Annotated in this window: 13 protein-coding genes; 9 read left to right on the forward strand and 4 right to left on the reverse strand. The window is 49.6% G+C overall.

Annotated elements, in window-relative coordinates; genetic code table 11:
• Positions 1-4 precede the first annotated feature (4 nt).
• Positions 5-1,003 carry a GlxA family transcriptional regulator gene (locus QFZ51_RS21740; protein ID WP_429048819.1) on the reverse strand — a complete coding sequence of 333 codons (999 nt, stop codon included), beginning with the start codon at positions 1,001-1,003 and terminating at the stop codon, positions 5-7.
• A 150-nt stretch (positions 1,004-1,153) separates the two neighbouring features.
• Here QFZ51_RS21740 and QFZ51_RS21745 point away from each other — a divergent pair, with 150 nt between their 5' ends.
• On the forward strand, positions 1,154-1,534 hold the full coding sequence (locus QFZ51_RS21745) for a SnoaL-like domain-containing protein (protein WP_429048821.1): 381 nt from the start codon (positions 1,154-1,156) through the stop codon (positions 1,532-1,534).
• A 7-nt stretch (positions 1,535-1,541) separates the two neighbouring features.
• On the opposite strand, the gene QFZ51_RS21750 is transcribed toward QFZ51_RS21745, so the two are convergent.
• Together QFZ51_RS21750 and QFZ51_RS21755 are read right to left on the reverse strand one after the other, a co-directional pair.
• The gene (locus QFZ51_RS21750; RefSeq protein WP_429048822.1) at positions 1,542-2,237 is read right to left on the reverse strand and encodes an EcsC family protein; all 696 of its coding nucleotides are present in this window, start codon (positions 2,235-2,237) and stop codon (positions 1,542-1,544) included.
• A 137-nt stretch (positions 2,238-2,374) separates the two neighbouring features.
• The gene (locus QFZ51_RS21755; protein WP_429048823.1) at positions 2,375-3,223 is read right to left on the reverse strand and encodes a metallophosphoesterase; all 849 of its coding nucleotides are present in this window, start codon (positions 3,221-3,223) and stop codon (positions 2,375-2,377) included.
• Positions 3,224-3,385: 162 nt separating this feature from the next.
• On the opposite strand from QFZ51_RS21755, the gene QFZ51_RS21760 reads away from it, so the two are divergent.
• From QFZ51_RS21760 to QFZ51_RS21790, 7 genes are all read left to right on the forward strand, one after another.
• On the forward strand, positions 3,386-3,952 hold the full coding sequence (locus QFZ51_RS21760; RefSeq protein WP_429048824.1) for a phage tail protein: 567 nt from the start codon (positions 3,386-3,388) through the stop codon (positions 3,950-3,952).
• Between the two features lie 11 nt (positions 3,953-3,963).
• Positions 3,964-4,518, forward strand: a complete 555-nt coding sequence (locus tag QFZ51_RS21765; RefSeq protein ID WP_429048826.1) for a phage tail protein — start codon at positions 3,964-3,966, stop codon at positions 4,516-4,518.
• A gap of 29 nt (positions 4,519-4,547) precedes the next feature.
• On the forward strand, positions 4,548-5,132 hold the full coding sequence (locus QFZ51_RS21770) for a phage tail protein (protein WP_429048828.1): 585 nt from the start codon (positions 4,548-4,550) through the stop codon (positions 5,130-5,132).
• A gap of 11 nt (positions 5,133-5,143) precedes the next feature.
• The gene (locus QFZ51_RS21775) at positions 5,144-6,286 is read left to right on the forward strand and encodes an ABC transporter substrate-binding protein (protein WP_429048829.1); all 1,143 of its coding nucleotides are present in this window, start codon (positions 5,144-5,146) and stop codon (positions 6,284-6,286) included.
• A gap of 92 nt (positions 6,287-6,378) precedes the next feature.
• Positions 6,379-16,134, forward strand: coding sequence for an MBG domain-containing protein (locus QFZ51_RS21780; RefSeq protein ID WP_429048831.1), 9,756 nt, complete (start codon positions 6,379-6,381; stop codon positions 16,132-16,134).
• A 10-nt stretch (positions 16,135-16,144) separates the two neighbouring features.
• Positions 16,145-17,062: a PorP/SprF family type IX secretion system membrane protein gene (locus QFZ51_RS21785; protein ID WP_429048833.1), complete on the forward strand. Its 918-nt coding sequence runs from the start codon at positions 16,145-16,147 to the stop codon at positions 17,060-17,062.
• Between the two features lie 161 nt (positions 17,063-17,223).
• The gene (locus QFZ51_RS21790) at positions 17,224-18,198 is read left to right on the forward strand and encodes a hypothetical protein (RefSeq protein ID WP_429048834.1); all 975 of its coding nucleotides are present in this window, start codon (positions 17,224-17,226) and stop codon (positions 18,196-18,198) included.
• A gap of 6 nt (positions 18,199-18,204) precedes the next feature.
• Here the strand turns inward: QFZ51_RS21790 and QFZ51_RS21795 are convergent, their stop codons facing one another.
• On the reverse strand, positions 18,205-19,044 hold the full coding sequence (locus QFZ51_RS21795) for an alpha/beta fold hydrolase (protein ID WP_429048835.1): 840 nt from the start codon (positions 19,042-19,044) through the stop codon (positions 18,205-18,207).
• Between the two features lie 423 nt (positions 19,045-19,467).
• Here QFZ51_RS21795 and QFZ51_RS21800 point away from each other — a divergent pair, with 423 nt between their 5' ends.
• Positions 19,468-20,967, forward strand: coding sequence for a DUF4157 domain-containing protein (locus tag QFZ51_RS21800; RefSeq protein WP_429048836.1), 1,500 nt, complete (start codon positions 19,468-19,470; stop codon positions 20,965-20,967).
• Positions 20,968-21,044 lie beyond the last annotated feature (77 nt).

The following is a 21,044-nucleotide window of genomic DNA, read 5'->3' on the forward strand; positions in this document are numbered from 1 at the left end:
ATGTTTACGCTTTTAATACCTGCCGCTCTGAAAGCTTGCCGTATTTAAGGTGATATTCTTTCGGGCTCATGTCTACCTGGCGGCGGAAAACCTTCCGGAAGAAGCTGATATCTTCATAACCGCATTGCAATGCTACGCTCTCAACGCTTTCCCGGGTATTTTCCAGCAGCTTTTTCGCGGCTTCAATACGCACGCGCTGCAGGTATTCCATGGGGGTATTGCCGGTTGCCTGTCTGAAGCGGCGGATGAAGTTCCTCACGCTCATATGATGGTCGCTGGCCAGTTTTTCCAGGATGATGGCTTCCCCGTAGTTTGCTTCGATGAAGTGTTGTATTTTCTTAACCGGATCATCCGCATGATCATGCTGGAAGCGGAATACGGAGAAAGCCAGCTGTGAGTCACCGTGTGTGTTGATCATTAGTATTTTTGACGCCATCACGGCTTCTTCGTGCCCTATTAATTTTTCTATCAGGTAGATCATGAAGGAGGTGAAGCTAAACGCGCCTCCACAGGAGCATACCGGTCCTTCGTCCACGATGATCTTATCGTCCTGCACACCGATAGCCGGATAGCGCTGCTGGAACCGGCCGGCAAACAGCCAATTGGTGGTAGCCTTTTTGCCGTTCAGCAAGCCTGTTTCGGCAAGCAGGAAAGCACCCACGCAGATGCTGGCCAGGTCGGCGCCTTTCTGGCGTTGTTGTTTCAGCCATGTTACCAGCCTGCCTTCCCGGGCAATCACCTCGTCGATCTTATCATAGCGCATGGCGGGAATGATAATTAACCGGTACCGATCACGGGGATTGAGCTTTTCGGCCTTATTGCTTCCTTGTGGACGCCTGGTAAGCTGGCCATCCGCTTCGGCAATAAAATCGATCTCAATGTTCTCCTTTAAGGGTATACCGGTTGCCAACGGATACATCCTGCTGAGGCCACCCCATATGTCAGCAGGGCCTGTCACGCACGTTGGAACCGCATCTTTATAATCCAGAATAGCAATACGCAAGGCAGTTCTTTTACGTCCAAAGATATGGCAATATCGCCTTCTTTTTTGTCATTACTGCCACTTATTTCATTCCGGGAGGAGGGCTACTTTTATGGTGTTAAAAGTAACTGGCAATGGCCGGATATACATCATTCAACAAATCTGAATTTTATGTCAACAGTAACCAATACCATCATGACGACCCAGGAAGTGGCCGCACGATTCAACGAACTGGCTCAACAGGAATTGTGGTTTGAAATCCAGGATGAGTTTTTTGCAGATCATGTAAAAAGCATAGACCCACCCCATTCTCTCTACTTTGGCTATGCGGAGGGCATAGCGGATGTCCGCAAAAAAGGTAAAGACTTTGTTTCAAAAATCCGGGACGTTCACGGCGCTCATACCACCGAGCCTGTTGTGGCGGGTAATTATTTTTCTGTAGGCCGGAATATGGATGTTACGGTAGAAGGATTTGGAAGAATACAGATCGATGAGATCATGTTATACGAAGTAAAAGACGGGCAGATTATATCGGAGCAATTCTTCTATTAAGCTGCTGCTAGTCCAGTATCCGCATCCGGTAGGCATTCATAGCCGTAGTGCCGAGCTTTGTGACAAGGCGGTAATTTACCACTACGCCCACAGCCGCACCCACTACGGGCAGCAACTGTCCCATTTTAGCCAGATCAATATGATCACGGTATTCGATCTGGAATTGCTGCCAATCGAAGCTGTGAATGTCTTCCGGTAACCGGCTGCTTTTCTCTTTCCAGTCCACAATACACTCATACACGTTTTGCCGGTGTTCCTGGCTGCTGAAGGCCAGCTGGAAAATATAAAGGATATACAACCGTTCCTTATAATCTTTTACATCAAAGCCATAAAAGGTGGCGATGTCAAAAAGCAGTTTCAATTTCATCCCGAGCAGTATCGGGAAATCAGCAAGGCCCCATAAAAACCCGCCGGCGCCGGTAAGCCCGCCTTCAGCGGCAGCCGTTTTCCGGTAAAAGTCCACCCGGCGAAGCACCGCTTCTTCCAAATCATACAACGAAGCAAAAACAGGCTGGTTGGGTACGGTGTACATAGAACCGAACAGTACCCCCCGCACCATTTGTTTAATGGTTACAGTAATAGCATCATGCACTTTTTGCGGGATTATGCGGTTGATGCGTGACTGCACCGACCGGGATAACCGGTCTGCCAGAGAAGGCCGGCCCTGCATTTTATGCTGCCAGATCTCCAATTCTACTTTCATCCGCTGTTCATATAACATAACCGAAATTACAAAAAAGAAGACAGCCGGCAGCACCCGGTGTTTAACCAGTTCGATTTTAAAAAGGACCAGCAGGAAGATATAAAAAGTGTGGAAAGAAGCGCTGTGAAATAACTTTATCAGGACACCCCGCTGCCGGGTTGAATACCGCAGCCCTGGCGGTCCTCATTAAAAAACATTTTCATTTTTCCGGTCATCATCCCGTTCCATCCGGCCTGGCTGAGGTATACCTCATTGCCTGCCATGTTCCTGAACACGGAAGTAGTCGTGATCATCTTCTGCTGATGACCACCTATTACAAAATCAATATGCATAGACCTGGTAGCCATATCAGCGTTATCTGCTGTTTCGCCGGGTTGCTTAAAGCCGAGGTGGGAAAGGCAGATCACTACGTGGCAGCCATGCTCTTTTTTAAGTTTAGCGGCCACTTCATCGGCGGTTGCTACCGGCGGCAGGAAGGTGACACCGGGAACATCCGGCAGTTGCGGTCCCACACCGGTGATACCTATTTTTAACGAGCCCGCATATACGATTTTATGACGTACCACCTGGCGTGCGAGTGATGGATCGGTAAAACGGTAGTTGCAATTTACAAGGGCAAATTGCATATGCGGGATCAGTGCGGCCAGTGCAGCCTGGCCGTTTGCCAGTTCGCGGTTACCAATGGTGGCTGCATGATAACCGGCTTTATTCATGGCCTGTATCATTTCCATACAGGCGTTCACGTTATCCGTTCCACTGGTAAAATCACCTGCATCCAGGAACACGCCCTGATCTCCTGCCGGGCGGTGACCGGCCAGCTGGCCATGCAGGTCGTTGGTATGCCAGATCAGGAGTTCCCGGTTATCGCCGGGAAGATAAGTCGCGTTTTCTGAAGTGGAAGTCAGCGCTCTGAGAGGATTCTGCAACAGCAATAAACCTGTTACAAGAGATGTATTCCGTAGAAAGGAACGGCGTTCTTTATTCATAATATAGGGATCTGGAAAAAAGTGATGTGAAGATAAACACTTCCGTTGATTTCTTGTTAAAGCAAATAAATATTACTTTGAAAAAAAAATAAAATATACTTTTATATCAGTTTTTCATAGATAACACGACTAATATCCCTTGCAATACCAGATACAACGATTATGAATGACTCTACTCCCTACCTGTCAGAGATTTTTTTAGTGGCTTTTAATTTTGCGCCGAGAGACTACGCGTTATGTAATGGGCAATTACTTCCCATTAACCGGAATCAGGCTTTATTTTCCCTGTTGGGTACTGCGTTCGGCGGCGATGGCCGGGTTAATTTTGCATTACCCAACCTGAGAGGGCGCATACCAATGCACCAGGACGCGGCCCATATGCTGGGAACAGTAACCGGCAAGGTTACTACTACCGTCACCGTTGCCAATCTTCCGGTACATGAACACGGCGTTACGGCCGTACTTAAACTGCCTGTGGGAGCTGCGGCAAATACTGATTCTTCTGCCAATGCCTATCCTGCACCCGTTGCCGCCAACGCCAGGTACAGCGACACCGCGGATGAACAAATGGCCACGGTACAGGGCAGCGACCTTGCAGCAGACACGGCGAATGGTGCGTTAGCTACGGAGATCAATCCCTCTCCGAATACACCTGTTAACAACATGATGCCTTACCTCACCATGAATTATATCATAGCCCTGACAGGCATATTTCCTTCAACCACCTGATTTTTAAATATATGTCGGCACTCGATCCATTCGTTGGTGAAATCATTATGGTCCCTTTCAATTTTGCGCCAAAAAATTTCGCGTTTTGTGACGGACAACTGCTCCCTATTTCTCAGAATATCTCGCTTTTCTCCATCCTGGGCACTTACTACGGAGGGGATGGCAAGAGCACTTTTGCCCTGCCGGACATGCAGGGAAGAGTTCCCATCGGGGCCGGCCAGGGACCTGATCTGACACAGCGGGAGCTTGGCGAAATGGGGGGCGCCAATGAAAACCAGCTCACCATCAATCAAATGCCGGTGCATACGCATCTGATCAAGCGGCGACCGTTATCTTTACCGGCAGGCGAAAATAATAATACCAACAATCCTATCAACAATTATCCTGGCATAGCGCCTTCGGGACTTCCCTATGGTAAAACAGCCGGCACCGGAACAATGGCAGATCTGAGGTCAAGGATGCGGGCAGCAGGAGCAGGCGGCAATACACCAGTGAATAATTGTCAACCAACCCTCACTATTATGTTTGCTATATCGATGGCAGGAGTATTCCCTCCCCGTCAATAATAAATGATCACACTCAAACACTGATACGAATGCCTTTTGTAGGAGAAATAAGAATATTTGCCGGAAATTTTGCACCACTTGGATGGGCCTTTTGCGATGGGCAATTACTTCCCATTTCAGAAAACGATGTACTGTTTCAACTTATTGGTACTACCTATGGTGGGGATGGTCAGTCTGTTTTTGCGTTGCCGGATCTGCGCGGCAGGGTGCCGCTGCATATGGGTAGCGATTCTTCCAGCGGCTTAACTTATCAAATTGGCGAAAAGGGAGGAGAAGAAACTGTCACCTTGGCTTCCGATAATCTCCCGCCGCATATGCATTTTATTTCCGGACCGGTATTTTTACCTGCCCTGGGAGAAAACCACGCCAATGGCATCAACCCACAGAATCGTTCGTTTGCCATCACCCCATCAGAAAAAATTTACAGTACTGTTAAAAGCACTACCAAAAGGTTGGCGCCTTTACAGGTTGCACATACAGGCATGTCGCCAGCCGGTGATTCGTTAATAATGACGGTACAGCCAACCGGCGGTACAGCCCCCACCGACAATATGCAATCATACCTGGTGGTGAATTTTATTATTTCCCTGTTTGGCGTATTTCCTACACCTTAAGAACCAGCCATATGAAAATAGGAGCACTCCTACCCAGATCTACCTTTCATCCGCTGCTGCAGCACGACTTCCTCCAGGGTATGGAGGCTTATCTGCAATACCGGGGCGTACCTGTTACATGGTTTACCGCCAATATCGGGTTTGGCACCAACGCTGAAATGGTAATGGAACAGGCAGAAAAAATGATGCTGGAACACCATGCCGATGTACTGGTGTTATATGCAGATCAGCCTGCAGTAAGCAATATAGCCGCACTCGCGAAATCATTGAACCGCCTCGTATTGCTGGTACACAACGGCGCAAAATATATGCATGAATGGGAACCTCATCCAACAGTACTGTCGCACACACTTAACAACACCATTCAATGCCGGCTGACCGGGATCTACGCTGCCACCCTCGCAAAGGATGCCGCGGTATGTACTTCGTTTTATGACGGCGGCTATTCTCATAATCATGCGCTGGTACAATCGTTCGCCGATAACGGCGGCAGTGTTGCCTACAACTTCGTAAGCCAGTATAAAGTGAAGGAATTTGATTCCACGCCAATGCATCACTTCCTGCGTACTAACGCACACGTACAAACGTTGCTGGCGGTTTATAACGGGGACCTGGCGCATTGTTTTCTTCAGCAGTTGCGGGCATCGGATGTAACGGAGGGCCTGCAGGTATTCGCCAGCCCCATGTTGCTGGATGAAACCCTGTCAGCAGTGCATGGTCACCTGGAAATACCGTTCCAGGTGAGCGGGTATGTTCCGTGGATTTCATCTCTCAAAAATAACGCGAACGAATTACTGAAAACACAGTTTACTGCTTATACCGGCCGTGAAGCTAATTTACCTGGTATGCACGGCTGGAGCACCGCTATTATCCTTGAGCATATTTATAATACGGCAGATACACATCGATTCCGTGCGCGGGAGATACTGTTGACACTCCACGACGTAACACTGGATAGTCCGCGCGGCCCCCTGCATATGGATGCAGCCACTCACCACATGGTGGCACCTGCATGGCTGGTGAAAACAAATGAGGCGTTTGAGCCGGAAATAATTGGCGGAACAGATAACACCGCGCAGATCTGGCAGGAAATTGTGAATACGGAGATACCCGGTGTGTCTTCCGGCTGGATCAACACTTACCTCTGCGCCTGATAAAGATCAGGTGAGGTACTTTCAAGCAATTTAACATCCTGAACAACAGGGTGCATGTCTATATATTTCTTATACCTAAGGCTCGCCTTTTTATGAAGTTAATTTTACGCAGAACCCTGATATCCCTATTATTACTCACAGGCATTGCTACCTGCGCGCAGGCGCAGGCCTTTGGCCCCGGCGATCTCGTTTTTACCGGCGTGAATATTTATGACGACGACAATAACGGCAGCGTACAGAATGATGCGTTTTCATTTGTATTGCTCCGTGAGTGCCCGGCTAATACGATCATTTATTTTACAGATCTGGGGTGGACAGGTGCCGGCTTTCAGTCTATTTCCACCGACATTTCCACCGGCTCCAAAACAGATGGTATTCTCCAATGGTCGCCAGGCACCAGCAAAATGGCGGTAGGAACACGGGTAACTATTTACTGTAAATATAGTCCCACTGCCTCTTCCGGCGTACTTAACCTGACCAGCTCCACCCCTACCGCCAACAGCGCCGCACTGACCAATAAAGAATATATCAGTCTTGGTATTGCAGGTGATCAGTTGTTTGCTTTCACCGGTAGTTCAGGTAATCCGAATATCATTGCCGGTATCAATGTGAACCGCAACACCTGGGAAGCATCTCTTGCTGCGGATGAATTCACTTCTTCCAAATCAACCCAACCAGCTACTACCAGCCTTCTCAATTTTCCCAGCGTAAACGCAGTGAACGCGCGGTATAATTGTTCGGTAACCATCGGTACTTCGGCCCGCCTGCGAGCCCTTGTACAGGACACCACCAACTGGACGAAGGACTATACCTTATCAGCGCCAGCGCCTGCCGCATTAAACCTTGCCGTCACACCAACGTGTTCCCTGACGGTAGTGAACCCCGATGTCAACGGCATTGTATATGTAAACAAAATATTTCCCATAAACGGCGACGGCAGCAGCTGGGCCAGGCCGGTGGTTGAATTGTCGACTGCACTCAAAGCCGCCGCAGAGCCGCTGAATGGTATTACAAAAATATGGGTAGCCGCAGGTACTTATAAACCTGATTACTCGGGGAACACCCTGGCTACATTTACTATACCTTCCGGCGTAGCCGTTTACGGTGGTTTTATAGGTAATGAAACTAAATTGGCCGACCGGAATATTCCGGTCAACCCGGTAATCCTGAGCGGGGATGTGGATGGAAATGACCGGCTTACCAATAACGTTGTCCTGAGTACAGCGAATATCCGGGGCGCCAACAGCCGTCGCGTGATAACGGTGGGCTTTCTCAGCGCAGAAAGCATACTGGATGGCCTCATCATTACCGGAGGCCAGGCCAGTAATGCCGGTGGTGGTATAGACGCCACAAATGCCACACTGACAATAAAGAATTGTCAATTTTACGGGAACTACAGCGCCCAATATGGCGGCGCTGTTAACCAATCCGGCGGCTTACTGCAACTGATCAACTGCGTGTTCTTTGGCAACAATGCCGTGCTTGACGGAGCCGCTATAAGAAGCTCCGGCAATACCACTCTTACCAATGTTACCGTGGGAGGCAATACCTCCGGAGGGTCCGCTATTTCCAGCAGCGGCACCTTCACTTCGTATAACAGTGTGGTAGCTAAAAATACTTCTTCCGGTAGCGGGGGCGATTATTCCGGTCCCACTCCAAACATCCGTTACAGCATTTTTGGTAACCTGTATTATGCCAGCGCAGGTACTTCTCAAGCTACTCCTGATGTGGTGTTCAACAACCTTAGCACCGGGGACCTGCGGTTAACGCCCGTCAACTATGGTATCAACAAAGGCGATCCGCAAACCAACGATGCAGGCTATCCCGCACAGGCAGATACATTGGATCTTGACAGGAAAACACGTATCAGCAATACTGTTATTGACCTGGGCGCATATGAAATACAGGCAATACCACAAACGATCACTTTCCCGGCCTTCCCTGCTACTCCGGTTATTACCTACGGTGATATAGATATTGATCCGAAGGCAACTACTACCGGAGATGGTATCATTACTTATACTTCCGGCAATACGGCCGTAGCAGACACCCTGAACGGGAAAATAAAAACTACCGGTGCTGGTACGGCGGTGATCACCGCTCACGCAGCTGCTACCAATATTTATCTGCCTGCAACACCTGTAACAAGACCTGTTACCGTCGCGAAAAAAGCGCTGACCATAAAAGCAGATGATGCCAGCCGGCCGTATAAAACGGCGAACCCCACCCCTACGTTTACCTACACCGGGTTTGCCTACACAGATGATGCGAGTGCGATCAACGGTACGGTAGATGCCATCTGGGCAGCTGATATAAACAGCAACGTGGGCAACTATGCTATTACAACGGATCTGAGCAGCGCCACTGCTGATAATTACACCTTGTCGGGAGCAGGTGGTATATTAACCATTACGCAACAGCAGCAAACCATCACCTTCCCTGCACCATCCGGTGTGGTTTATGGTGCGGCGCCGATTACCCTGCCACTTAATACGGATGCAGGTTTGCCTATCATTTACAATGTGGTGTCTGGTCCGGCTACCGTGAGCGGTAACACGCTCACCATTACCGGCGGAGGAAATGTAACCGTTACCGCCGATCAACCGGGAAATACCAATTACACCGCAGCACTACAGGTAACACAAACATTTAACGTAGCCAGAGCCATTCTCACGATAACAGCAAATGATAAGAACAGGCCGTATAAGCAGGCTAATCCTGTATTGGATTATACCATTACCGGCTTCGTGAACGGCGACAACAGCAGCGTGATAAACGGTGATGCGAGCATCAGCACTACAGCGGATATTGACAGTCATACCGGCGACTACCCCATCACCATAAGCGCCGGCACCGCTACTGCCACCAATTACCAGTTCAGCTTCAAACCAGGTACGCTTACAGTTACCAAAGCACCGCAGGTAATTACCCTTAGTGCCTTAACGGATAAAACATATGGCGACGCTCCTTTTGCCCTGAATGCCACCAGTACCTCCGGTCTCACAGTGGCCTTCAGTGTTGCCGGTCCGGCTACTATCAGCGGTAACATCCTTACCATTACGGGCACAGGAAATGTAACGGTGACGGCTACACAAAGCGGCGACACAGATTACGATCCGGCAACCATTGTCACAGGCGGGTTTATCGTTTTGAAAAAATCATTATTTGTAAATGCAGATAACAAACAGCGGTTATATGGAGAAAATAATCCTGCGTTAACCTATACCTACAATGGGCTGGTGAATGGAGATGATAACAGCGTAGTAACAGGCACTCCGCTGCTTAGTACCACGGCAGATGCCAGCAGTGCGCCGGGTGGTTACCCGATCCAGGTGACCAACGCCGCCTCGCTGAGCGCTGTCAACTATAGCATCATTCCTGTAAACGGACTGCTGACGGTAACAACGGCGCCTCAAACCATTACCTTCCCGGCAATAGGCAATAAAACCTACGGCAGTGCGCCGGTTACGCTTAACACCAACAGCGATGCAGGTTTGCCTATCACTTATAACGTAGTAAGCGGGCCGGCAACACTCAGTGGTAATGTCATCACATTCACCGGCGCGGGCGATGTAACTATCACTGCTGATCAGGCAGGTAATGGCAATTACTCGCCGGCGACGCAGGTATCACAAACATTCAGCATTGCCAAAGCCACACTAACGGTAACGGCTAATGATAAAAACAGGGTATACAAACAAACTAATCCAACACCGGATTATACCATCACCGGTTTTGTAAACGGCGAAAACAGCAGTGTAGTAAGTGGTGATGCCACCATTACCCACACTGCCGATATCAACAGTGCGCCTGGTGTTTATCCGATTACGGTCACTGCGGGTACATTAACAGCCGCTAACTACGACTTTAACTTTGCCAACGGATCGCTTACTATTACAAAGGCATCTCAAACCATCACCTTCCCGGCTATCTCTAACAAAACATATGGCGATGCGGCCTTTGCGCTCAGCGCCAACAGCGATGCAGGGTTGCCTCTAGCTTACGCTGTAACTGTAGGTCCGGCTACGGTGAACGGCAATACCGTTACCATCACCGGCGTGGGCAATGTAACCATAAGCGCCATACAGACAGGTGACGCCAATTACACGGCGGCAGCGGCAGTGAGCCAGTCGTTCCAGGTAGCGCCGGCCACGCTGACCGTAACTGCGGATGATAAGCAAAAAACATACGGCGCTAATAATCCGCCGCTCACTTACACCGTCGCCGGATTTGTAAACAATGAAAACAGCAGCGTGGTGAATGGTACACCGGGACTCAGTACCAGTGCTGATAACAGCAGCGCTCCGGGTACCTATCCTATCACCGTGAATGTAACTCCGCTGACAGCGGCCAATTACATCTTCACACCGGTGAATGGTACCTTAACTGTTGGGCTCACCTCGCAAACCATCACCTTCCCCGCTATCGCTAACAAAACATATGGCGACGCCGCCTTTACACTCGGCGCCAACAGCAGCAGTACGTTAGCGGTGAGCTACAGCGTGGTAAGCGGTCCGGCTTCCATCAGCGGCAACACTGTTACCATTACCGGCGCAGGCAGTGTTACCATTGCGGCTGACCAGGCAGGCAACAGCAACTACTCACCGGCGACACAGGCAACGCAAACATTCAACGTTGCTAAAGCCACACTAACGGTAACGGCTAATGATAAAAACAGGGTATACAAACAAACTAATCCAACACCGGATTATACTGTTACCGGTTTTGTAAACGGCGAAAACAGCAGTGTAGTAAGTGGTGATGCCACCATTACTCATACTGCCGATATCAACAGCGCACCGGGTGTTTATCCGATTACGGTCACTGCGGGTACATTAACAGCCGCTAACTACGACTTTAACTTCGCCAACGGATCGCTCACTATTACAAAGGCGGCGCAAACTATCAGCTTCCCGGCCATCTCTAACAAAACATATGGCGATGCGGCCTTTGCGCTCAGCGCCAACAGCGATGCAGGATTAACAGTAGCTTACACCGTAACCGCCGGTCCGGCTACGGTGAGCGGCAATACCGTTACCATCACCGGCGTGGGCAATGTAACCATAAGCGCTACACAGGCAGGTGACGCCAATTACACGGCGGCAGCGGCAGTGAGCCAGTCGTTCCAGGTAGCGCCGGCCACGCTGACCGTAACTGCGGATGATAAGCAAAAAGCATACGGCGCTAATAATCCGCCGCTCACTTACTCCATCGCCGGATTTGTAAACAATGAAAACAGCAGCGTGGTGAATGGTACACCAGGACTCAGTACCAGTGCTAATAACAGCAGCGCTCCGGGTGCATATCCTATTACAGTGGATATAACTCCATTGACAGCGACCAATTATACCTTCTCTGCTGTAAATGGCAGCTTAACGGTTGGACTGGCGCCACAAACCATCACCTTCCCCGCTATCACTGATAAAACATATGGTGACGCCGCCTTTACACTCGGCGCCACCAGCAGCAGTATGTTAGCGGTGAGCTACAGCGTGGTAAGCGGTCCGGCTTCCATCAGCGGCAACACTGTTACTATTACCGGCGCAGGCAGTGTTACCATTGCGGCTGACCAGGCAGGCAACGGCAACTACTCACCGGCCACGCAGGTTACACAAACTTTCAACGTTGCCAAAGCCACACTAACGGTAACGGCTAATGATAAAAACAGGGTATACAAACAAACTAATCCAACACCGGATTATACTGTTACCGGTTTTGTAAACGGTGAAAACAACAGTGTAGTAAGTGGAAATGCCGCCATTACTCATACTGCCGATATCAACAGCGCACCTGGTGTTTATCCGATTATGGTGACTGCCGGCACGTTAACAGCCGCTAATTACGACTTTAACTTTGCAGGTGGATCGCTCACTATTACAAAGGCGGCGCAAACTATCACCTTCCCGGCTATCACCGGTAAAACATACGGCGATGCGGCCTTTACGCTCAACGCTGCCAGCGATGCGGGGTTGACAGTAACTTACACCGTAACCGCCGGTCCGGCTACGGTGAGCGGCAATACCGTTACCATCACCGGTGCTGGCAATGTAACTATAAGCGCTACACAGGCGGGTGACGCCAATTACACGGCGGCAGCAGCGGTGAGCCAGTCGTTCCAGGTAGCGCCGGCCACGCTGACCGTAACTGCGGATGATAAGCAAAAAGCATACGGCGCTAATAATCCGCCGCTCACTTATACCATCGCCGGATTTGTAAACAATGAAAACAGCAGTGTGGTGAATGGTACACCAGGACTCAGTACCAGTGCTGATAACAGCAGCGCTCCGGGTGCATATCCTATTACCGTGGATATAACTCCATTGACAGCGACCAATTATACCTTCTCTGCTGTAAATGGCAGCTTAACGGTTGGACTGGCGCCACAAACCATCACCTTCCCCGCTATCACTGATAAAACATATGGTGACGCCGCCTTTACACTCGGCGCCACCAGCAGCAGTATGTTAGCGGTGAGCTACAGCGTGGTAAGCGGTCCGGCTTCCATCAGCGGCAACACTGTTACCATTACCGGCGCAGGCAGTGTTACCATTGCGGCTGACCAGGCAGGCAACAGCAACTACTCGCCAGCCACGCAGGTTACACAAACTTTCAACGTTGCCAAAGCCACCCTAACGGTAACGGCTAATGATAAAAACAGGGCATACAAACAAACTAATCCAACACCGGATTATACCATCACCGGTTTTGTAAACAACGAAAACAGCAGTGTAGTAAGTGGAAATGCCGCCATTACTCATACTGCCGATATCAACAGCTCGCCGGGTGTTTATCCGATTATGGTGACTGCCGGCACGTTAACAGCCGCTAATTACGACTTTAACTTTGCAGGTGGATCGCTCACTATTACAAAGGCGGCGCAAACTATCACCTTCCCGGCTATCACCGGTAAAACATACGGCGATGCAGCCTTTACGCTCAACGCTGCCAGCGATGCAGGATTGCCTGTAGCTTACGCTGTAACTGCAGGTCCGGCTACGGTGAGCGGCAATACCGTTACCATCACCGGTGCTGGCAATGTAACTATAAGCGCTACACAGGCGGGTGACGCCAATTACACGGCGGCAGCAGCGGTGAGCCAGTCGTTCCAGGTAGCGCCGGCCACGCTGACCGTAACTGCGGATGATAAGCAAAAAGCATACGGCGCTAATAATCCGCCGCTCACTTATACCATCGCCGGATTTGTAAACAATGAAAACAGCAGTGTGGTGAATGGTACACCAGGACTCAGTACCAGTGCTGATAACAGCAGTGCACCGGGTACCTATCCTATCACCGTGAATGTAACTCCGCTGACAGCAGCCAATTACATCTTCACACCGGTGAATGGTACCTTAACTGTTGGGCTCACCTCGCAAACCATCACCTTCCCCGCTATCGCTAACAAAACATATGGTGACGCCGCCTTTACACTCGGCGCCAACAGCAGCAGTACGTTAGCGGTGAGCTACAGCGTGGTAAGCGGTCCGGCTTCCATCAGCGGCAACACTGTTACTATTACCGGCGCAGGCAGTGTTACCATTGCGGCTGACCAGGCAGGCAACAGCAACTACTCACCGGCGACACAGGCAACGCAAACATTCAACGTTGCTAAAGCCACACTAACGGTAACGGCTAATGATAAAAACAGAGCATACAAACAAATTAATCCAACACCGGATTATACCATCACCGGTTTTGTAAACAACGAAAACAGCAGTGTAGTAAGTGGAAATGCCGCCATTACTCATACTGCCGATATCAACAGCGCACCGGGTGTTTATCCGATTACGGTGACTGCCGGCACGTTAACAGCCACCAACTACGACTTTAACTTTGCAGGTGGATCGCTCACTATTACAAAGGCGGCGCAAACTATCACCTTCCCGGCTATCACCGGTAAAACATACGGCGATGCGGCCTTTGCGCTCAGCGTTACCAGCGATGCGGGGTTGACAGTAACTTACACCGTAACCGCCGGTCCGGCTACGGTGAGCGGCAATACCGTTACCATCACCGGCGTGGGCAATGTAACCATAAGCGCTACACAGGCAGGTGACGCCAATTACACGGCGGCAGCGGCAGTGAGCCAGTCGTTCCAGGTAGCGCCGGCCACGCTGACCGTAACTGCGGATGATAAGCAAAAAGCATACGGCACTAATAATCCGCCGCTCACTTACACCATTACCGGATTTGTAAATAATGAAAACAGCAGCGTGGTGAATGGCACACCAGGACTCAGCACCAGTGCGAATAACAGCAGCGCACCGGGTACCTATCCTATTACCGTGAATGTAACTCCGCTGACAGCGGCCAATTACATCTTCACACCGGTGAATGGTACCTTAACTGTTGGGCTCACCTCGCAAACCATCACCTTCCCCGCTATCGCTAACAAAACATATGGCGACGCCGCCTTTACGCTCAGCGCCACCAGCAGCAGTATGTTAGCGGTGAGCTACAGCCTGGTAAGCGGTCCGGCTACCATCAACGGCAACACTGTTACCATTACCGGCGCGGGCAGCGTTACCATTGCGGCAGATCAGGCAGGCAACGGCAACTACTCGCCGGCCACGCAGGCAACACAAACATTCAACGTTGCCAAAGCTGCGCTGACCATTAAAGCCAGGGACGAAGTACGGACCTACACCGGCAGCAGCTATACAGGTGGTAACGGGGTAGACTATACGGGATTGGTGAATGGCGACGGCACAACCAGTTTAACCGGTACGCTGGTTTACACAGGCACATCGCAGGGAGCCATTAATGCAGGCACTTATATCATTACGCCTTCAGGTTTAACGGCCGGCAACTATAACATCACCTTTACCAATGGTCAGCTGACAATTGCGAAGGCGCAGCAGCAAATTACCTTCCTTGCAACAGGTAATAAGAACCAGGGAGATCCTGATTTTATTCTCACTGCTACTGCCAGCTCCGGACTGCCGGTTACGTTTAGCAGCGACAACAGCGCTGCCATTAGTATCAGTGGTAATACGGCGCATGTGGGAACAGCCGGCACCGCCAACATCAGCGCCTCTCAACCGGGCAACAATAACTACGAACCTGCCCAAACGATAACACAAACCATTATCGTTACCGCATGGACCGCACCGGTAATCACCGCGCAGGGCAGTACTACTTTCTGCGCACCCAATACCGTGACGTTACAATCCAGCAGCACTACCACCCATGAATGGTACCGCAATGGTATCCTGATACCTGGCGCAACGGGCCGGTCGCTGACAGTAGATGAAAGCGGCAGCTACACCGCGAAAGCGATATACGACAACAACATCGGTGTGCTCTCCGCAGCAGTATCCGTAACCGTAAATCCATTGCCGGCGGGTGAAGTACACGCAAATGGCAACACTACAATCAGCAAGGGAGAAACGATCAGCCTCACTGCTTCCGGCGGCAATGCGTACGCATGGTCGCCCGCCACAGGACTGAATGATGCCAATATCGCATCCCCCATAGCCCGTCCGGCGGTTACCACCAACTACCAGGTAACCATCACCGGTACCGGTGGTTGCAGCGTTACAAAGGATATTACGATTACCGTTAAAGAAGATTATAAACTGGAAGCGACTAATATCCTTACTCCGAACGGCGACGGCAAAAACGACCTGTGGGTGGTAAAGAATATCGATATGTATCCGCAAAATGAAGTCAGGATATTTGACCGTTCAGGGCGCATGATATTCCATCAGCGTGGCTATACCAACAACTGGAATGGTACGGTAAATGGCCAGCGACTGGCAGAAGGCACCTACTATTATATCATTGATCTCGGCAATAACGTGCCGAAGTTTAAAGGGTTTATCACTATTGTCAATGCAAATTACTAAGCAAACGACTATGAAAAAGTATGTGAGATATATCGCACTGCTGGGAGCTTTCGCTCTCGGCAGTCAATATGCAGGCGCACAAACTGCAGGCAATCCAACCATGATGTATGAGCCACTGGCGGCGCAATACTTCCTGGATCAGTACATGGCCAATGCCGCGATGGCAGGGATTGACACCGGGTTACATGTATACATGGCTTATCAGCGCCAGTCGTCAGATATACCTGGCGCACCGGTGGCCAAAGCCCTTACGGCCGACTATATGCTGGGAAAACGTGTAGGCATTGGTATGAATATCTTTAACGACAAAGCTGGTTTAATCAACAGTACAAAAGTGGCATTCACTTATGCATACCACCTGCCACTGAGTTTGAGCGGTGTGAGTGTATTGCATTTTGGTTTGTCGGCCGCATTTGTAAACCGCCGGCTGGATACCAAAGGGATCAACGGCGATGTAACCGACACCTATATCAATGCATTCAACAGAAGAGATAATTATTTTGAAGGAGACTTCGGTATGGCCTATACCCGTAAAGGACTTACCCTGCAGGGATCTGTACCCAACCTGGTGAGCTTTGTTAAAAACAAAGCCGAGGATGATGGAATAGACCGCGCGCTGTACTTCGCTGCAGCCGGTTATAAATTTGAAATGGCGGGGCAACTCAATTCAATAGAACCGAAGATATGTATGCGCGGCGTGAAAGGATATGATAATATTATTGATGCCGGCGCTAATTTCATCTTCCTGCAACAGCAACTGAATGCATTCGCCCTCTACCACTCCTCGAAAAGCTTTAGTGCAGGTGTGGGCGTAAACTACAGGTCCATAGCCGGATTCCAGCTAATCTACAACTCGCAGACGGCAGGCTTACGTAATTATACCAATGGAACATTTGAAGTAAACCTGGTGGTTCATCTTTTCAGATAAGACTTGCAGTAATACCTGGGAAAAAGGGGATTGTATCAAAAGCATTTTGATACAATCCCCTCTCCTTTGTATATAAAAAATCGTATCTTAAGCCGGTATTTAGCATCCTGATGATACCCCATCTTCAGGAACATTAAACGGAACATTGCAAAAAGTAAAACATGATCAAAAAAATTAACCCGCTGGCTGGCGCGCTGCTATTGCTGTTAACCGCTACCTCTACTGTTAATGCCCAATCCTCCCCTGCTATGTTAATGGTATATGATGATTATTCCGGTAAAGACCCTGGTCTCACTTACTGGAACAATGGAAAAACGATCCGGCTAACGGATGGCAAAACACAGGCGGGAGCTGCCGCCATTGCGGTATCAGGTAATGACCAGTATGTAGCCGGTCATGAATATAACACTGCCGGGGAGCCTGTTGCCACTTATTGGAAAAATGGTAAAGCTGTAACGCTCGCTAACGGGGAAACATATTCGAAAGCTGTTGGTATCAGTGTATCCGGTCCGGATGTGCATGTGATTGGAAACAATGGCAGCGATGCGGTGTACTGGAAAAATGGCGTAGCCGCCTCACTGGGTAAAGACACAAAACTGCACGGCATTGTGCTGGGCGGCGGCGATGTGTATATCGCCGGCTACCAGGCAAATGACCAGGGTGAATATGTTGCCACCTGCTGGAAAAATGGAAATGCGGTAGCGCTGTCGGACGGAAAAACGAGCGCGGAAGCACATGCCATTGCCATATCCGGCAACGACATTTACGTGGCGGGTTTTAAAACTGATGAAGCCGGAAAGGAAGTGGCCATGTATTGGAAAAACGGTGAGCCGGTGATGCTTCCGGGTGGCTGCAGGGCAAATGCCATTACGGTGTCCGGTAATGAAGTATACGTGGCGGGGATCGACAGAAATGAGGCCGGCGCAAATATCATTGTTTGCTGGAAGAACGGGAAAGCAGTGAGGCTGACCGATGGAAAAGAAGAAGCCGGCGCCGGTGTAAATGTAATTGCGGTTGCAGGAAACGATGTTTATGTAGCCGGCTATCTTGATGGCAAAGCCACTTATTGGAAAAATGAAAAGCCGGCAGGTTTGAATGACATCATCGGCGGAATAACCGGGTTAGTGATCAGATAGCTATCTTCATCCGGCCGTTGATAAAAAACCGAGAACCGTTGCAATAATAGCCTCAGGCGCATCTTCCTGGACAAGGTGTTTTGCCTGGGGCACCACATGAAGGCGGGCGTTTCCGATACGCCTGCTCAGTTCCTTTCCGCGCTCCAAAGGTATCCACTGGTCATCTTCACCCCATAAAATTGTTACCGGGCAACGGATTTCAGAAAAATGGTTTTCTATTTCGTTGGTATATTGATCGCTCATCTGTGCGATCTGCCGGTAGAAGGCCGCCTGACCTGTTTCTCCCAACCAGGGTCGCAGGTATAGCTGCATTACATCTTCAGGCAGCGGATGAAATGCAGCGCCACTAATATATGCGCGAAGGATCGCTTCATGAATATAAGCGGGAAGCCCTGTAAAAACCTCCGGATGATTTTTTGCGGCCTGCACAAATGGAGAGCCCGATGGTCCTATTGCCACCGGATCAATCAGGGTCAGCGAGCGGTAATCCCGGCCGTCGAGCAAGTGCGTCCGCAATGCGGTGGTGCCGCCAAAGTCATGCGCCACGATATCAGGCCGGTCCAGTCCCCAATGTTGCAGCAATGCAGCGAAAACTTTATTTTGAATACCAAGCGATACATCCTGCCCTTCTTTTTTTTCCGAATATCCGTAACCGGGAAGATCATAGTAAAATACCTGCCTGTGTTCTGCCAGCCAGGAACCAATACGCCTCCATACAACGGAAGAAAAAGGGGTTCCGTGAAGCAGTACAAGTGGTGCACCTGTTCCCAGCACCCCAAATCGTATTTCCTGACCCTGAAATTTGAATACTTCGGCCGGCGCCGGTATATGAGACATCAGCTGCATAATCTTCTTTTTTAGGTTAACCTTTACATCCGGCGCAAAGACTATACCCATCTAAACTGCAGGCAGCGCTGCGGTAAAACCCTTGTCAGGATTTCAAACCAATTTGCATCATTTTATAAATCAAATAATGTAAATTACAAGCTATGATATAATCCAATCCCTCACATTATGTCACATGAAAACCTTAATACCGGAGCGATACACTCCTCTCCCTCAGCCGCTGCACACCATCACAGCATTTCAGGAATATCAAGGCCAGCCGTTCAGCCGCTTCAAAAAAAATCTTCAAAAAAAGATGAGGAGGAAGAGGTTCCTCTGCAAATGAACTCAACAGCCGTTCAGCTATTCCGGGGGGGAACTGGAAATGATGAAAACAGGCAGGCAGATATAAAGCCGTTTCAATTAAAATCAAATAACACCGGTTTGCCCGATAGCCTTAAATCAGGTATTGAAAATTTGTCGGGTTATGCAATGGATGATGTAAACGTACATTACAATTCCCATCAGCCTTCACAACTACAGGCGCACGCTTTTGCCCGGGGAACGGACATACATCTGGCGCCTGGTCAGGAAAAGCATCTGCCACATGAAGCCTGGCATGTTGTGCAGCAAAAGCAGGGAAGAGTAAGTCCAACTACGCAGTTGAAAGGCAAGGTAAACATCAATAATGATGCTGGCCTGGAAAAAGAAGCTGACGAAATGGGCCATAAGGCCGTACAGCTTGCAAAAGATCCCGCAGCCGGACCCTATAAAGATTTCAAAAAACAGGCGCCTCCTTTAACTGTTCCCACCGCCCAACTGATGCTGATCAACGGTGTGGACGTTACAGGGTCGTCAAAACTAGATGACCTGAAGCTTGCCATGGGCTGGCATCCCCATTTTGGGGTAACCAAGCCACTGAAAGAAAACGAAAAGACAGAACTGATAAGACTAATCCGGTTACTTAACAGCGATGACATTTACGTTGGTAATATAATTGAAGACCTGGAGGGAGAATCATCAGCAGATGAAGAAGAAGAAAAAGAGAAAAAGGATGGAGGAAATGAAGAAGAATTAGGAGAGGATGAAGGATTTGGACCTGAAGATTTCCCGGGCGCCCAAAGCTTTTCATTTGTCCAGGTGCCGCAGGTATCCCAGCAACGGCAACGCCGTCAGACGCCTGAGGAGTTTGGATGGGAAAATTTCCCCGAGACTTTCCGGGGACTGAAAAAGCTCGGCATCCACGAAACTGAACATGCAAACGTGGAGAGCCTCGTGGCGAACGGCCCCGCAGTGGAAAAAATAGATTCAGCCAATCATATAGGCAAAGGACCTGGGTTTTACGTATCACATGTAGGGAAAAAAAAGCTTGCTACCGTTGTGAGCGGCGTCGTATATGGCGACAGCTTTGTTGCCATATATATCAAGTCAGGCATTGCGGCGAGAAAATCACCTAACGAGGAGAGTAATCATGTAGATATTCTCGATAAGGAATATGGCAACGAATTATGCTATTATATCATGTCCGGAGGTGGGGAAATTGTTATTCCGGAAAGATGCTTTCCCTTTGTAAAAGCAGTATCAGTCCGGGAACAGCTGAACCAGGTCAGAAACGAGAGAAAGAAGAAAACGAGAAAAGAGAAGGAAGTAGAAGTAGAAGAAGATGATGGGCATGGTGAAAATGAAGCGGCATTAAACCCGGACCACCAGTTAGCCATGATCATCTACTATGAAGAAGTGGATTTCGTACGCAGATTGAACCTGTTATCGGATAGATATAACAATGCCTCTGCCAGCGAGAGCCTCAGAGCGCGGATTAAGAAAAGATTCCTGTTCATGCAAAAAACGGCCTTTAACAAATGGGCCATGAACAGCCGGCTGTATACCGTTTGGTGGACCATCAGGCCAATTGGTACGCATACGCCAATGCCGCCGCATCCATAGTACTGTTTTGGAAAAAAAATTCCCAGGCAATGGGAAGACTTTCGCTATTCGAAAATGTTCCCATTGCATCATTCAGC

Origin of the sequence: Chitinophaga sp. W3I9, assembly GCF_050434025.1 — a bacterium.
Taxonomy (GTDB): domain Bacteria; phylum Bacteroidota; class Bacteroidia; order Chitinophagales; family Chitinophagaceae; genus Chitinophaga.

Excerpts from the sequence above, each read along its gene's own strand:
- QFZ51_RS21755 (WP_429048823.1), bottom strand. The coding sequence starts at position 3,223 with ATGAATAAAGAACGCCGTTCCTTTCTACGGAATACATCTCTTGTAACA.
- QFZ51_RS21760 (WP_429048824.1), top strand. The coding sequence starts at position 3,386 with ATGAATGACTCTACTCCCTACCTGTCAGAGATTTTTTTAGTGGCTTTT.
- QFZ51_RS21780 (WP_429048831.1), top strand. The coding sequence starts at position 6,379 with ATGAAGTTAATTTTACGCAGAACCCTGATATCCCTATTATTACTCACA.
- QFZ51_RS21750 (WP_429048822.1), bottom strand. The coding sequence starts at position 2,237 with ATGAAAGTAGAATTGGAGATCTGGCAGCATAAAATGCAGGGCCGGCCT.
- QFZ51_RS21765 (WP_429048826.1), top strand. The coding sequence starts at position 3,964 with ATGTCGGCACTCGATCCATTCGTTGGTGAAATCATTATGGTCCCTTTC.
- QFZ51_RS21770 (WP_429048828.1), top strand. The coding sequence starts at position 4,548 with ATGCCTTTTGTAGGAGAAATAAGAATATTTGCCGGAAATTTTGCACCA.
- QFZ51_RS21745 (WP_429048821.1), top strand. The coding sequence starts at position 1,154 with ATGTCAACAGTAACCAATACCATCATGACGACCCAGGAAGTGGCCGCA.
- QFZ51_RS21795 (WP_429048835.1), bottom strand. The coding sequence starts at position 19,044 with ATGCAGCTGATGTCTCATATACCGGCGCCGGCCGAAGTATTCAAATTT.
- QFZ51_RS21790 (WP_429048834.1), top strand. The coding sequence starts at position 17,224 with ATGATCAAAAAAATTAACCCGCTGGCTGGCGCGCTGCTATTGCTGTTA.
- QFZ51_RS21775 (WP_429048829.1), top strand. The coding sequence starts at position 5,144 with ATGAAAATAGGAGCACTCCTACCCAGATCTACCTTTCATCCGCTGCTG.
- QFZ51_RS21785 (WP_429048833.1), top strand. The coding sequence starts at position 16,145 with ATGAAAAAGTATGTGAGATATATCGCACTGCTGGGAGCTTTCGCTCTC.